The sequence below is a fragment of the Marinomonas sp. GJ51-14 genome (genome assembly GCF_055808695.1).
Map to the genome: position 1 here is coordinate 796,064 of NZ_CM147879.1, position 13,413 is coordinate 809,476.

General features: G+C 41.8%; 16 protein-coding genes. 7 read left to right on the forward strand and 9 right to left on the reverse strand.

Annotated features, from left to right (window positions below):
* The 7 genes from AC0L3Y_RS03880 to radC all read right to left on the reverse strand — a co-directional run bounded on the left by AC0L3Y_RS03880 (position 1) and on the right by radC (position 6,323).
* A complete protein-coding gene (locus AC0L3Y_RS03880; RefSeq protein WP_473469025.1) occupies positions 1-1,098 on the reverse strand; it encodes an ABC transporter permease in 1,098 nt (365 codons plus the stop codon).
* Positions 1,095-2,654 carry an ABC transporter ATP-binding protein gene (locus tag AC0L3Y_RS03885; RefSeq protein ID WP_473469027.1) on the reverse strand — a complete coding sequence of 520 codons (1,560 nt, stop codon included), beginning with the start codon at positions 2,652-2,654 and terminating at the stop codon, positions 1,095-1,097. Before AC0L3Y_RS03885 ends, AC0L3Y_RS03880 begins: the two co-directional genes overlap by 4 nt.
* Positions 2,655-2,873: 219 nt before the next feature.
* Positions 2,874-3,863: a BMP family lipoprotein gene (locus AC0L3Y_RS03890; RefSeq protein ID WP_473469029.1), complete on the reverse strand. Its 990-nt coding sequence runs from the start codon at positions 3,861-3,863 to the stop codon at positions 2,874-2,876.
* A 216-nt stretch (positions 3,864-4,079) separates the two neighbouring features.
* Positions 4,080-4,898, reverse strand: coding sequence for a bifunctional DNA-formamidopyrimidine glycosylase/DNA-(apurinic or apyrimidinic site) lyase (gene mutM, locus AC0L3Y_RS03895; protein WP_473469031.1), 819 nt, complete (start codon positions 4,896-4,898; stop codon positions 4,080-4,082).
* Between the two features lie 118 nt (positions 4,899-5,016).
* Positions 5,017-5,187: a 50S ribosomal protein L33 gene (gene rpmG, locus AC0L3Y_RS03900; RefSeq protein WP_024023741.1), complete on the reverse strand. Its 171-nt coding sequence runs from the start codon at positions 5,185-5,187 to the stop codon at positions 5,017-5,019.
* An 11-nt stretch (positions 5,188-5,198) separates the two neighbouring features.
* Positions 5,199-5,435, reverse strand: coding sequence for a 50S ribosomal protein L28 (gene rpmB / locus AC0L3Y_RS03905; RefSeq protein ID WP_317005857.1), 237 nt, complete (start codon positions 5,433-5,435; stop codon positions 5,199-5,201).
* 213 nt (positions 5,436-5,648) lie between these two features.
* On the reverse strand, positions 5,649-6,323 hold the full coding sequence (radC, locus tag AC0L3Y_RS03910; protein WP_473469034.1) for a RadC family protein: 675 nt from the start codon (positions 6,321-6,323) through the stop codon (positions 5,649-5,651).
* A gap of 138 nt (positions 6,324-6,461) precedes the next feature.
* Between radC and AC0L3Y_RS03915 the strand changes: the two genes are divergently transcribed.
* From AC0L3Y_RS03915 to slmA, 5 genes are all read left to right on the forward strand, one after another.
* Entirely contained in the window at positions 6,462-6,836 is a 375-nt protein-coding gene (locus AC0L3Y_RS03915) for a flavoprotein (RefSeq protein WP_473469037.1), read from the forward strand.
* Positions 6,767-7,681, forward strand: a complete 915-nt coding sequence (gene coaBC, locus AC0L3Y_RS03920; protein ID WP_473469040.1) for a bifunctional phosphopantothenoylcysteine decarboxylase/phosphopantothenate--cysteine ligase CoaBC — start codon at positions 6,767-6,769, stop codon at positions 7,679-7,681. The genes AC0L3Y_RS03915 and coaBC overlap by 70 nt, the downstream gene beginning before the upstream one ends.
* 56 nt (positions 7,682-7,737) lie before the next feature.
* Positions 7,738-8,196: a dUTP diphosphatase gene (gene dut, locus AC0L3Y_RS03925; RefSeq protein WP_473469043.1), complete on the forward strand. Its 459-nt coding sequence runs from the start codon at positions 7,738-7,740 to the stop codon at positions 8,194-8,196.
* Positions 8,197-8,518: 322 nt separating this feature from the next.
* A complete protein-coding gene (gene argB / locus AC0L3Y_RS03930; RefSeq protein ID WP_473469045.1) occupies positions 8,519-9,427 on the forward strand; it encodes an acetylglutamate kinase in 909 nt (302 codons plus the stop codon).
* A 58-nt stretch (positions 9,428-9,485) separates the two neighbouring features.
* Positions 9,486-10,079 (forward strand): nucleoid occlusion factor SlmA, encoded by a 594-nt coding sequence (slmA, locus tag AC0L3Y_RS03935; RefSeq protein WP_473469047.1) that lies wholly within the window; start codon positions 9,486-9,488, stop codon positions 10,077-10,079.
* 37 nt (positions 10,080-10,116) lie between these two features.
* Here slmA and pyrE read toward each other — a convergent pair whose 3' ends face one another.
* A complete protein-coding gene (gene pyrE / locus AC0L3Y_RS03940; RefSeq protein ID WP_473469051.1) occupies positions 10,117-10,764 on the reverse strand; it encodes an orotate phosphoribosyltransferase in 648 nt (215 codons plus the stop codon).
* A gap of 116 nt (positions 10,765-10,880) precedes the next feature.
* Between pyrE and AC0L3Y_RS03945 the strand changes: the two genes are divergently transcribed.
* A complete protein-coding gene (locus AC0L3Y_RS03945) occupies positions 10,881-11,657 on the forward strand; it encodes an exodeoxyribonuclease III (protein ID WP_473469053.1) in 777 nt (258 codons plus the stop codon).
* A gap of 107 nt (positions 11,658-11,764) precedes the next feature.
* Here the strand turns inward: AC0L3Y_RS03945 and AC0L3Y_RS03950 are convergent, their stop codons facing one another.
* Entirely contained in the window at positions 11,765-12,691 is a 927-nt protein-coding gene (locus AC0L3Y_RS03950; RefSeq protein ID WP_473469055.1) for a D-hexose-6-phosphate mutarotase, read from the reverse strand.
* 240 nt (positions 12,692-12,931) lie between these two features.
* Between AC0L3Y_RS03950 and AC0L3Y_RS03955 the strand changes: the two genes are divergently transcribed.
* A complete protein-coding gene (locus AC0L3Y_RS03955; RefSeq protein ID WP_473469058.1) occupies positions 12,932-13,408 on the forward strand; it encodes an ATP-dependent zinc protease family protein in 477 nt (158 codons plus the stop codon).
* Positions 13,409-13,413: the final 5 nt, after the last annotated feature.

A 13,413-nucleotide genomic window follows, 5' to 3' on the forward strand; every position in this document is an offset into this window, starting at 1 on the left:
CTACGCCACTGCTCTGCGAATAAAAAAGCCTTCGATACGATCTTTAAACATGTGTTCAAGCGCACCAGAGAATAAAATAACTAAACCTTGAATCACGACCACAATCTCAGGCGTGATAGTCGGAATTTCAAACGCCAACTCAGAGCCACCTTGATACAAGGCTCCAAATAAAACCGCGGCCAAAATAATTCCAATCGGATGATTTCGCCCCATCAAGGAAACTGCAATACCGGCAAAACCGTAACCTGCGGTGAAGTTAAGTAATAAACTATGGTTCACACCCATTATTTCATTAATTCCAACAAAACCGGCTAAACCACCAGAAATCAACATCGCCCAAATAGTTACTTTTGCCGTATCTATACCTGCATACTTTGCTGCTGTTGGGTTAGTTCCTAATGTGCGTAATTGGTAACCCCAGCGAGTATGCCAAAGCAATCCCCACACAAAAACACAACATATCAAAGCAATAATAAACGCAAAGTTAAGCGGCGAATCACCAATATCGATACCCAAAGGTGAAAAGAATTCGTGCAAATAAGGCATCCAAGCATTTTCACCAAACGTACGACTGTTCGGAGCCATGCGTCCGTCTTCTTTTAGCCAGTTTACGATCAGATAAACCATTAACGAAGAGGCGATAAAGTTAAACATGATAGTCGTGATTACAATGTGACTACCGCGACGCGCTTGTAAATAAGCAGGTACATAAGCCCATGCCGCACCAAACGCTGCTGCGCCAAGAATCGCTAAAGGCGCGATAATATAAAAAGGCATGGTGTGATCCAGTGCCAAACACACTAATCCAACACCTAACCCACCAATATACGCCTGACCTTCACCACCGATATTGAATAAACCGCCTTTAAAAGCAACAGAGACAGCCAAACCGGTAAAGATCAAGTTAGTCGCATAATACAAGGTATAACCAACACCTTCGTTATAACCGAAAGCACCGTAAATAAGATATCCCGCTGCTTCTATTGGATCTTCACCTATGGCTAAAATAACCAAACCAGACACAATGAAAGCCAGCATGATATTTAAGAAAGGAATAAGCGCAATGTTTACCCAAGCAGGAACTTTTGCCTGACTCATGCCGACACCTCTTCTTTTTCTTCTTCGCTATAGGCATTCGCCATCATTAAACCAAGGGTTCGTTCATCAGCGTCTTTCGCATCAAGCTCACCCACAACCGCGCCATCAAACATCACTATGATGCGATCACTCAGTGCCATAATTTCATCCAATTCAACAGATACCAACAAAATCGCTTTGCCGGAATCTCGTAATTTAACAATTTGTTCGTGGATATTTTCAATCGCCCCAATATCAACACCGCGAGTCGGTTGACCAATTAGCAAGATATCTGGATTCTGCTCAACTTCTCTAGCGATAACGATTTTTTGTTGATTCCCGCCAGAAAAATTTGCCGTTTTTAAATGAGGATTCGGTGGACGAACATCCCAAGCAGCCATACGCTCATTACATTCATCAACCATCACTTTACGATGCATCAAAATTTTCCCGTTATATGCATCAGAATTATGGTAACCAAGCACTGCCGCTTCATAAGCTTCAAAGCCTGTTACCAAACCCATTTTATGACGGTCTTCAGGAACATGGGCCATTTTAAGTTCACGCATTTGTGCTGCATTTTTCGGCGCTTTCGCAGTAATTACTTGGCCTGCAATATGAATCTCACCTTCACTCATTGGCTCAATGCCAGAAAGCACATTTAATAATTCACTTTGACCATTACCAGATACGCCAGCAATACCTAGAATTTCACCTGCGCGTAATTCTAAGCTGACATTTTTCAGACGTTTTACGCCTTGGCTATCAAATTGAGAAAGGTTTCTAGCAGAAAGGAATACATCCGTTGGCTTAGCTTCATCTTTATCCACGGTAAGACGAACTTTTTTACCCACCATTAACTCGGCCAATTCTTCTTTATCTGTCTTCGCCGTTTCACGATGAGCAACCATTTGACCTTGGCGCATCACAGAAACATTGTCTGTGGATGCCATAATTTCACGAAGCTTATGGGTAATAAGTAAAACCGTCACACCCTGATCTTTTAAAGCTTTTAAAATACGAAAAAGATGATCTGCTTCTTGCGGGGTTAACACACCCGTTGGTTCATCCAATATTAAAATACGAGCGCCACGATAAAGGGCTTTTAAAATTTCTACTCGTTGTTGTAGACCGACTGGAAGCTCTTCCACTATCGCATCCACATCTATGTCTAGACTGTACTCTTGAGCCAAGCGCTGTAATTCGACACGTGCTGCATCGACACCACCTTTAAGTAATGCTCCACCTTCAGCGCCTAAAATAACATTCTCAAGCACACTAAAATTCTCAACCAGCATGAAATGCTGATGCACCATACCTATACCAGCATTAATGGCATCTTGGGAGCTACGTATATCAACACGCTTCCCATCCACTTCAATATGACCTGTATCTGCTTCATAAAAGCCATAAATGATACTCATCAAAGTAGATTTGCCCGCGCCGTTTTCACCAATAATACCGTGAATAGAGCCAGCCGGAACTTGTAAGCAAATGTCTTTATTAGCCTGAACGGCACCAAAGCGTTTGCTGATATCTTGCAATTCAATTGCGTATGGCGTTGTTTTATTTGTCATATCAAAAAATAATTCATCTGCTTAAAAATGGAACGCTCTAAGTGTATATCAAGAGCAAAAACACATTATGTGCTTTTTTGTTTCTGTCTCTCTTTCGCAGTAACCATTGTCTTCTACATACGTTTATAAAAAACGTTCTACAGTAGCATCCAATAAAAAAGTATAAGTGCAAAAAAAACAGGTACCTGCAAAGCGCAGGCACCTGTTTGATTTTATAACTTAATAGTTACAAGTACTGTCTGACATGTAGTCATGAACTTTAATATCGCCGCTCACGATTTTAGAACGAATGTCTTGAACTTTCGCTTTCATGTTCGAAGTAATCAAGCTTGCGTTATTCTCATCAATTGCCCAATCAACACCACCTTCAGCTAGACCTAGAACAACCAAACCTGGCGCCCAAGTACCTGCTGCAGAATCTTTATAGGTATTATAAGCAGCCAAATCAACACGCTTAACCATAGAGGTTAGCATAGTACCTGGTTGTACGTGATTCTGGTTTGAATCCACACCAATTGCTAATTTACCTGCATCTTTTGCCGCTTGATATACACCGATACCAGTACCACCAGCCGCAGCGAAGACAACGTCAGCGCCTTTAGAGAACTGACTTTTCGCAAGTTCAGAGCCTTTAGTCGGGTCGTTAAACGCCGCACCAGTAGAACCCGTCATGTTTTGAAATACTGTTGCGCTTGAAGAAACGTATTTAACGCCTTGCTCAAAACCACAACCAAATTTACGGATAAGAGGAATATCCATACCACCAATGAAGCCAACAGCATCTGTTTTAGAAGCCATAGCTGCAACAGCACCAACTACGAAAGAACCTTCATGTTCTTTAAAAACAACAGACTGAACATTTGGCAGATTAATCACACCATCGATAATAGTGAAGTTCACTTCAGGGAAGTCTTTCGCTACTTTCTCGACAGCAGATGTCATATTGAAACCAACGGTCACAATCGGAGAGTAACCACGTTTAGCAAGACGACGTAGGCCTTGCTCAACTTGAGCTTCGTTCTTAGGTTCAAATTCGCGAACTTGAATACCAGTTTCAGAAGTGTATTTTTTAACGCCGTTATAAACACCTTCGTTAAAAGATTTATCAAATTTACCAGCTTGGTCATATACAACTGCTGGTTCTGCTGCTTGAGCCATGCTTGCTGAGATGGCTAGCGCCGTTACGGACGCAAGAAATACACCTTTCATTCCAATTCCCCTTATATGTGTAATTAAATTTAGATAACTTACAATCTTGCCCAACTGGTCAAAAATAAACCGATTGAAAAAATTCTGCAATCTAATATGCACAGTTTAACCAAGATTCTTACGCAAACGGTAAGGTTAATTTAAAATCTTATTCATTTCTGGTTAGACTATAGCGAAATAAGATAGCAATTCTCATGCCGAAACATAATCAAATGGTCAGGTTTGGCATTTTACGCAATACACAGTACTACGCTGAGCTTGTCTAATTTCTTTCAGTGAAGTACCACACACCGTACAAGGCTTGCCTGCACGACCATACACCAGCAGTTCTTGCTTAAAATACCCCGGCTTACCGTCACCACCAACAAAGTCTTTTAATGTGGTTCCGCCCTGTTTAATAGCCGCAGCAAGCACCAATTTAATGCATTCAACCAATCGAGCTAAACGGACCTTGCTAATGCTTCCAGCCATTCGATTGGGTCGAATACCTGCAGCAAACAAAGCTTCGTTAGCATAAATATTCCCGGCACCAACTACGACTTTACTGTCCATAATGAAAGTCTTGATCGGTACTTTTCGACCTTTGGCTCGAGCATGCAACATGTCGACATTAAATGCGTCAGACAAGGGCTCTGGGCCAAGATTTCTTATTAAATCGTGTTCTAGCCAATTTTTCCTTGTCCACAAAATAGCACCGAAGCGACGTGGATCCGTATAACGTAACAAAGGCTCATCTTCTTCAAAACAAAAATCCACATGATCATGAAACAGTGGCGGTGTTTTGGCTGGCACAAAATACAAGCTACCTGACATACCAAGATGAACAATCAAGGTACCTTTATCTGTATGAACTCCAATATACTTACCACGTCGAGAAAGGTGTGTAATCTCTTGCCCAACCATTTCAGAGCTTAGCTCTGGTGTAATTTGCCATCTCAGTTTTGGTTGGCGAATATCGATATTAGAAAGTGTTCGTCCGACAAGATGAGGCTCGATGCCACGTAATGTGGTTTCTACTTCTGGCAATTCAGGCATAAGTAACCTCGATAGACATTAGGTAAACATCAACAATACTGAAAAAATGACAAAGGTGTTCTACTAGATACAAAAAAACCGACTCAAGGAGTCGGTTTTTTCTGGCAAAAAACAAAAATTATTTGATTTTCGCTTCTTTGTACATAACGTGTTTACGTACAACTGGATCAAACTTTCTCATTTCAAGTTTGTCCGGAGTATTTCGCTTGTTCTTGTCAGTTGTGTAAAAGTGACCAGTACCAGCAGAAGATACCATGCGAATTAAATCGCGAGCGCCTTTAGAAGCCATGATTCAGATCCTTATACTTTTTCGCCGTTAGCACGCATTTCAACAAGAACTGCTTCAATGCCTTTTTTATCGATAATACGCATACCTTTAGAAGATACACGTAAACGGATGTAACGGTTTTCACCTTCGACCCAAAAACGGTGCCAATGAAGGTTAGGAAGAAAACGACGTTTAGTACGACGCTTTGAGTGAGAAACGTTATTACCTGTAACAGGGCGTTTCCCAGTAACTTGACATACGCGAGACATAATTAAATACCTTTTGCTATCCAGAAAGATTATTGGAAGTGTTTCACTTCCTCAGGCGGAGCATGATTCCTTATGAATCAAAAAATCCCATACCGAGGATATAGCGGCGCGAATTCTCCCATAACCTTAACCATTCGGCAAACCTTTTGTTAAAAAATGATCAATTAACAACCCTAGACAGCAAATTAATCAATCTCATCGAAAAAATTAAAGTTACACCAACCCTCTTTCTGCCAACGAAACAGGCGCACCATCTCCAACAACAAAATGATCCAATAACCTGACATCCACAAGGTTTAATGCATCTTTTATTTTCCCTGTAATAGATATATCTGCCTGACTTGGTTCGGCAACACCACTTGGGTGATTATGGGCAAGGATCACCGCAGAGGCATTATACTTCAACGCTGCTTTAACGACTTCTCGCGGATAAACCGCTGCGGCATCTATCGTCCCCATAAAGAGCTCTTGATACCGAATCAGCCTATGCTGAGTATCTAAAAAAAGTACAGCGAAGATTTCGCGAGGAGAATGCCGCAGTTGAGAGGAGAGATAAGTTCGAACATGTTCTGCGCTGGTAAAGACGGTTTCGCGCATGAGGTGCTCTTGCAGGTGCCGTTTAGACATTTCAAGCACAGCTTGAAGCTGGGTATATTTAGCATCCCCTAAACCAAACCCCTTGCAAAACTCTTCTCGTGAAGCGGATAAAAGGGAACGTAATCCGCCAAATTGGGTCAATACTTGTCGAGCAAGCTCAACAGCACTGATCCCTTGCGTTCCAGTACGAAGAAAAATAGCCAGCAGCTCGGCATCCGTTAAAGCTTCTGCACCTTGATGTATGAGTTTCTCGCGAGGTCTTTCTTGTTCTGGCCAATGTTTTATACTCATGATCTACTCCTTGATCCATGGTAATCTTGCTTAAGCCTTATAAACTCAAGCAACAGCAAAAATAAAAGAACGAAAAAAACAGTCGGCATCCTGCCTCTACTAACCTTATCTACCACAGAGCGAATTGAGAAGTTTTTTATGTCAAATCTAGCCCAAAAACGCATTCTATTAGGCATTACTGGCGGCATTGCTGCTTATAAAAGTATCGAGCTAATTCGTTTATTAACTAAGGCTGGGGCTGACGTACAAGTCGTTTTAACTGAAGGGGCAAAAGCATTCGTCACAGAGATGACATTACAGGCTATTTCTGGACAACCTGTACGCAGCACCTTATTAGATCCTAATGCAGAAGCTGGGATGGGGCATATTGAATTAGCAAAATGGGCAGATCTGATTGTTATCGCCCCAGCATCAGCTGATTTCATCGCAGCTACACACAAGGTATGGCAAATGACTTACTTTCTACTTTGTGCATCGCAACAGAATCTCCAGTACTTATTGCCCCAGCAATGAATCAAGCCATGTGGCGTCATCCAGCTACTCAGGCTAATGCAAAGCTACTAAAGGAGCGCAACGTGTTGAGTATTGGTCCTGCCGACGGCGCACAAGCTTGTGGCGATATTGGCCCAGGACGAATGAGTGAACCGTCAGACATTTTCAACACCATAGTGGAACACTTTCAAACAACAAAGATAAAACAAGATCTTGCTGGGCAACACTGGGTAATCACAGCAGGCCCAACCATGGAAGCTATCGATCCAGTCCGCTACATCAGCAACCACAGTTCAGGAAAAATGGGCTACGCATTAGCTTCTTCGGCTTTAAGACGAGGAGCTACCGTCACCCTCATCAGTGGACCAGTACAGTGTACGCCACCAAAAGGCGTCAAACTAATTTCCGTCAAAAGCGCTGACGATATGTTGGCCGCTTGTGAACAAGTCATGGAAAAACAAGCGGACGTATTCATTGGCGCTGCTGCGGTTGCAGACTTTAAAATGAAAGCAGCAACAGATCAGAAAATGAAAAAACAATCTAATACAGACGAAATTCAACTCACTCTTATTAAGAACCCCGATATTATCGCTACACTTGCCCAACAAAAGCGTTCAAAAATTATCGTAGGCTTTGCAGCCGAAACACAAAATGTGATCGAATACGCGAAAGGTAAACTGGAACGCAAAGGATTAGACATTATCATCGCCAACGATGTCTCTCGTTCAGACATTGGTTTTAATCAAGATGAAAACCAAGTCACAGTAATCACCAAAGAAAAAACATGGGAGCCAGCCCAAGCAGCCAAGAGTGAACTCGCTAATCAGCTGGTAAACTTTATCCATGAACACTCCAAAACGAACTAAACGTTTTCCTTTGATACGTTTCCCTTAATACATTGAAGACATTAAAAGAGAGCAACATGAAGCAAGCTATTCAATTAAAAATATTGAGCGACAAAATCGGCAAAGAGATCCCTTTACCAACATATGCAACAGAAGGTTCCGCAGGCTTGGACCTTCGCGCCTGTTTAGATGCCCCAATTGAACTTGCTCCTGGTGAAACAATATTATTACCAACAGGCTTGTCCATCTACATCCAAGACCCAGGTTTAGCCGCTACAATTTTACCTCGCTCTGGATTAGGCCATAAACACGGTATCGTTTTAGGTAATCTTGTCGGTCTAATCGATTCAGATTATCAAGGCGAACTCATGGTATCTTGCTGGAATCGTGGTAAAACCACTTTCACAATAGAGCCAGGTGAGCGCGTTGCTCAACTTGTACTTTTACCTGTTGTTCAAGCCGAATTTAATATTGTGACTGAATTCGAAAGCACTGAGCGTGGTGAAGGTGGCTTTGGCCATACTGGAACAAAATAACCAAAACAAAGTTAAAAAGATGAGAATATCTCATCTTTTTAACTTCTCTCACTAGATTCCCTCATCCATTACTCAGCACGAAAACCTAATTTAGTTTTTTCAGTCTAAACTTCGTAAGTTTCATACAAATTTCTATAGTTAATCCGATTAGATCACGTTATTATTTCAACCCTAAGTGGTTGCTTACACTCGTTGTTTGCCTTGGCTGTCATCGTTTTGCCACAGTAACCCGATAATTTTATACCTGATGCGCCTTATTCTTTTATTGTAAATTATTAAGATGCAGGTGGTATCCGTTTTTATTTACAGGAGTATGTAATCCGTGGCTTTTTCTCGTGAATCTGCTTTAGATGTTGCTAAGGTTTTAAGTGAATCGCTTCCTTATATCCAACGCTTTGCTGGTAAAACATTGGTCATCAAATACGGTGGCAATGCTATGACAGATGAAGCCTTGCAAGCAGGATTCGCACGAGACATCGTTTTGATGAAAGCTATTGGTATCAACCCTATTGTAGTACATGGTGGCGGTCCACAAATCGGCGACATGCTGACGAAACTGAATATAGAATCAAAATTCATTAATGGCATGCGTGTTACCGACACTGCAACCATGGATGTGGTTGAAATGGTACTTGGCGGCCAAGTAAATAAAGAGATCGTAAACTTAATCTGTGAAGCAGGTGGTAAAGCCATTGGCATTACAGGTAAAGACAGTCGCTTTATTAAAGCGAAGAAGCTTTTCGTTAAACATCAAGCAGAAGGCATGACAACGCCAGAACAGGTTGATATTGGCCATGTTGGTGAAGTGGCCAGTATTGACACAAGCTTTTTGAAGTTATTCGAAAACAGTGATTTGATTCCAGTTATTGCCCCAATTGGTGTAGACGATCAAGGTAACTCGTACAACATTAATGCAGATTTAGTCGCCGGAAAAGTGGCTGAAGCCGTCGGCGCTGAAAAATTAATGTTGCTAACCAATATTTCTGGTGTACAAGATAAGCAAGGTAATGTGTTAACTGGTTTAAGTACAGCTCAAGTTGATGCCCTTATTGCTGACGGTACAATATACGGTGGTATGCTACCGAAAATCAGTTGTGCCCTATCCGCAGTTAATGCCGGCGTAACCAGCGCTCATATTATTGACGGACGAGTGCCACACGCTACGTTATTAGAAATATTCACAGATACAGGTGTCGGTACTTTGATTTCTAACACCAAAACTGGCGAATAGACTTTTAGATTTTGTTGATAAGCGATTAACAATACTAGCAAAACACTGGATACGACAAATGAGCAACAAAAAAACGGATCGTCGCACACAGATATTACAAGCACTTGCTGAAATGCTGGAAAGCAGCCCAGGAGCGCGAATTACAACCGCCGCCTTGGCAAAACAAGTAGGTGTATCTGAAGCGGCGCTATATCGTCATTTTCCCAGTAAGGCAAAGATGTTTGAAGGCTTGATTGAGTTTATTGAAGAAACCATCTTCACTCGTATTACTCGTATTATTCAAGACGAAAGCAATGTCATTACTCGAGTAGAAATGATTCTAACGTTAGTACTGGGTTTTGCCGAACAAAATCCAGGTATGTGCCGCTTGCTTACAGCTGATGCGTTAGCAGGAGAAACTGAACGATTACGTGTTCGTATCACACAAGTATTCGATCGGATTGAAACACAACTTAAACAAGTACTTCGTGAAGCAGATCTAAAACAAGGTTTACGTCCTGCGATGGGTGTTGCGCCCTGTGCAAATATTCTGATCGCAGTAATCGAAGGAAAAATACGCCACTATGTTCGCAGTGAGTTCAAAGTGAAGCCAATGGACATTTGGAACGAACAATGGAATGTTTTGGCACAAAATTTGATGCTAAATCGTTAAGGTTGACGGCAAAGCCGAAAACCTTAACATTCAGTCACTAGATGCCGTATTCGGTACGGTAGGCTGTTACAGCATCAAGATACTTAGCAAACTCAGGAGAATCCTGTTCTGCTAAGTAGGTCATAATGTCATTTAGAGACACTATGCTAATAACAGGCATACCGAAGTCACGTTCGACTTCTTGTATTGCCGACAATTTGCCTTGGCCCCGTTCTTGACGATCTAAGGCAATAAGTACACCTGCGGGAGCGGCGTTAGCCTCTTGGATAATTGTCATTACCTCGCGAATGGCTGTGCCAGCAGTAATAACATCATCAATAATCATGACGTTGCCTGCTAATGGTGCACCGACAAGTGAACCGCCTTCACCATGCGCTTTTGCTTCTTTACGATTGAAAACGTATGGTGTATCTACATTATGGTGATCATAAAGCGCAACAGCAGTTGTTGTTGCTAATGGGATCCCTTTGTAGGCGGGACCGAATAGAACATCAAATGGAACATTTGCTTCCATTAATGAGGCCGCGTAAAAGCGACCTAACTTAGCTAATGCTTGCCCAGAACTAAAAAGGCCTGCATTAAAAAAGTAAGGGCTTACACGGCCTGATTTAAGAGTAAATTCGCCAAAGCGCAGTACATTCTGTTCAATAGCGAATTCAATAAAGTCTCTTTGGTAAGGTTTCATGCCAACTCCAGAAAGATAAAAAGTACACAACAAAGCGCCGCCAAGAACGAGCGAAGCCATGCCAACATTGTATAGGCGCTAATATAACACACGGCTAGGAATTGTAGGGACCATAAATGAAGGTCATCAGCCTTAATGTAAACGGTATAAGACAAGCAGCCGATCGCGGCTTTTTTGAATGGATGGTTCGTCAGGACCCAGATGTTGTATGTCTACAGGATATACAGGCAGATGAACGCTCACTAAATGATAGTGTGTTTTTTCCGCCTGGATACAATACATACTTCTTTGATTCAATGGAAAACCCAGAGCAAGCGGGCGTTGCGATTTATTGTAAAAGCATGCCTAAAGCAATCATGACTGGTATGGGGTTTCCTGAATGTGACTTTGAAGGTCGCTTTATTCAAGCGGATTTCGATAAAGTCAGCATTGGTGCATTCTTAACACCGCACGGATCTAACCATGAAGAAGCCTTACAAGAACATAAGTATCGCTTTATGGAAGGATTTAAAAACCATTTGATAAAAACGCGTCGCAAGCGTCGTGAATTCATATTTTGCGGTACTGGCAATGTAGCCCGCTCACCAATTGATGTGAGTAGCTGGTTTGTTAATCAGCGCAACTCTGGTTTTTTACCAGAAGAGCGTAAATGGATAAACGAAATATTCAATGAAATGGAATATATCGACGCTTTCCGTCAAGTAAACAAACAAGACAAACAATATACTTGGTGGCCTGATTACGAGCGCGCATGGAAACTGGATGAAGGTGGTCGCTTAGATTACCAAATCGCTACTCCAGGCATTAAAAACCTAATCCAAGGTGGCTCCATTTATAAAGGCCAACGCTTTTCAGATCATGCACCACTGATTATGGAATACAACATTGATTAAAAATTGGTTACTTATTTAAGCCAATAACTTCTTATCAAAAAAAGCCCGCTGGATCTCTTCAGATTACCTGCGGGCTTTTTTATAAAGGCGAATTAAACGCTTAAATGTTAACGTTCGTCTTCGTAGAGCGGTTTGTGTCTTACCTTGAGTTTAAGCTGATGAATTCCACCTGGTGCAATTTCATAAGAGTCACTCATCACATTGGCCGCTTCAACACAGACAAACTGACGATATTCATCATCTTCCATATCTGGGCGTTTTTTCGCTAGCTCTGCCCCTGGATTCCATACAACAGTACTTTCACTGCCTTCGGTACTAATCACTATTTTTCTTTGTAAGCCTGCGTCTTGTATTTCACATTTCTCAGGTGCAGATAAATACACGCGATCAAGGCTATCACAGGGTGCTATAGCGCCTTTTTGTATATGACGGCTACTCTTATCTAATTTATCAACATAGACCACCTGATCCAGCCCATGAACTTCCGTTAATAAATTATCTGAAACATTAAAATAAGTATGAAGTGCTTCACTAATTGGCATTGGCTGATCAGACAAGTTAGCGGCAGAGAAGTTGACTCTAAAGCCCTTACTAGAAAAACGGAAAACCTGTCGTAGCTCAAAGGCCAAAGGCCACATTTCTTCTATTAATGGATGATCTTCAGAGGCTAAACGAATCACAACCTTTACATCACCATTTTTAAAACGACCCGCTTCGATAAGTTCCCAACGAAAATAACGAGCAAGACCATGTGTTGGATAATCATCATGCTTTGCATGGGCGCTAAACCAAGGCCAACACACGGGAATACCAAAGTGACGACGTTCAAAACGCCCTTCTCCACCTTGATGGTCTGATTGAAACAAAAGGTCCTCTTGACCAGCAGGAATAAAGCTCGCTAAATGCCCGCCCCAAAGCGCAATAACAGCGCTAAAGCCCGGTTGATCGATGATAATCTCATCGCATTTTTTAAAGCTTGCTGGGCGTATTTCGCCTCCCAGCTCTTCCAACGCTTTCATCAGTTGGCCATTCATCTACAACTCCATAAACATTTATTGGGGGCACATAGTAACTTTCGACAGAATGATTACAATAGTTTCTGCTTATACTGACAATTCAACAACGCAAATAACACTGTTATGAATCAATAAAAACTTAACCTGATCGCCCTTTTAGGCTATAAAGCATAGCAATTGCATTTATCGTGTAAATCTAAAAAAACAACTTTTAACGTTTTCTGTTTTCTTTTTCAAAAGTAAAGGTGCACTTTTTCTATGGATCAACTAAACGAGCCAAAAATGGTTATCGGTAGCGACGAATGGTGTACATTCACCTCCATCAAGATTCCAGCAATCAAAGCACGGGTTGATTCTGGCGCAAAAACTTCTTCAATGCACGCAGTCAATATCCAAAAGTTCTCTCATAATGGTGAACAGTGGGTACGATTTGAGGTACATCCTCTGCAAAAGAACAAGAAAATCACAGTTCATTGTGAAGCACCTCTTATTGACCAGCGAGTCATCAAAAGCTCAAGCGGAGATAAAGAACAGCGCCCAGTGATTCGCGTCCCTCTTTCCCTTGGCGACAAATCATGGGAAATTGAGGTCACTCTCACAAACAGAGACAGTATGGGTTATCGAATGTTACTTGGACGAGAAGCAATGAGCGGACGCGTTCTAATTGACCCACAAGGCCAGTGCTTGTTAGGTGACAGACAACAAGACGAGTTGAAGAATCTATATCTGAGTTAAAATAT

What these genes read in the sequence shown, in the direction of transcription:
- AC0L3Y_RS03880 (WP_473469025.1), bottom strand. Translation starts at nt 1,098, where the DNA reads ATGAGTCAGGCAAAAGTTCCTGCTTGGGTAAACATTGCGCTTATTCCT.
- AC0L3Y_RS03885 (WP_473469027.1), bottom strand. Translation starts at nt 2,654, where the DNA reads ATGACAAATAAAACAACGCCATACGCAATTGAATTGCAAGATATCAGC.
- AC0L3Y_RS03890 (WP_473469029.1), bottom strand. Translation starts at nt 3,863, where the DNA reads ATGAAAGGTGTATTTCTTGCGTCCGTAACGGCGCTAGCCATCTCAGCA.
- mutM (WP_473469031.1), bottom strand. Translation starts at nt 4,898, where the DNA reads ATGCCTGAATTGCCAGAAGTAGAAACCACATTACGTGGCATCGAGCCT.
- rpmG (WP_024023741.1), bottom strand. Translation starts at nt 5,187, where the DNA reads ATGGCTTCTAAAGGCGCTCGCGATTTAATTCGCATGGTATCTTCTGCT.
- rpmB (WP_317005857.1), bottom strand. Translation starts at nt 5,435, where the DNA reads ATGTCTCGCGTATGTCAAGTTACTGGGAAACGCCCTGTTACAGGTAAT.
- radC (WP_473469034.1), bottom strand. Translation starts at nt 6,323, where the DNA reads ATGAGTATAAAACATTGGCCAGAACAAGAAAGACCTCGCGAGAAACTC.
- AC0L3Y_RS03915 (WP_473469037.1), top strand. Translation starts at nt 6,462, where the DNA reads ATGTCAAATCTAGCCCAAAAACGCATTCTATTAGGCATTACTGGCGGC.
- coaBC (WP_473469040.1), top strand. Translation starts at nt 6,767, where the DNA reads ATGGCAAATGACTTACTTTCTACTTTGTGCATCGCAACAGAATCTCCA.
- dut (WP_473469043.1), top strand. Translation starts at nt 7,738, where the DNA reads ATGAAGCAAGCTATTCAATTAAAAATATTGAGCGACAAAATCGGCAAA.
- slmA (WP_473469047.1), top strand. Translation starts at nt 9,486, where the DNA reads ATGAGCAACAAAAAAACGGATCGTCGCACACAGATATTACAAGCACTT.
- pyrE (WP_473469051.1), bottom strand. Translation starts at nt 10,764, where the DNA reads ATGAAACCTTACCAAAGAGACTTTATTGAATTCGCTATTGAACAGAAT.
- AC0L3Y_RS03945 (WP_473469053.1), top strand. Translation starts at nt 10,881, where the DNA reads ATGAAGGTCATCAGCCTTAATGTAAACGGTATAAGACAAGCAGCCGAT.
- AC0L3Y_RS03950 (WP_473469055.1), bottom strand. Translation starts at nt 12,691, where the DNA reads ATGAATGGCCAACTGATGAAAGCGTTGGAAGAGCTGGGAGGCGAAATA.
- AC0L3Y_RS03955 (WP_473469058.1), top strand. Translation starts at nt 12,932, where the DNA reads ATGGATCAACTAAACGAGCCAAAAATGGTTATCGGTAGCGACGAATGG.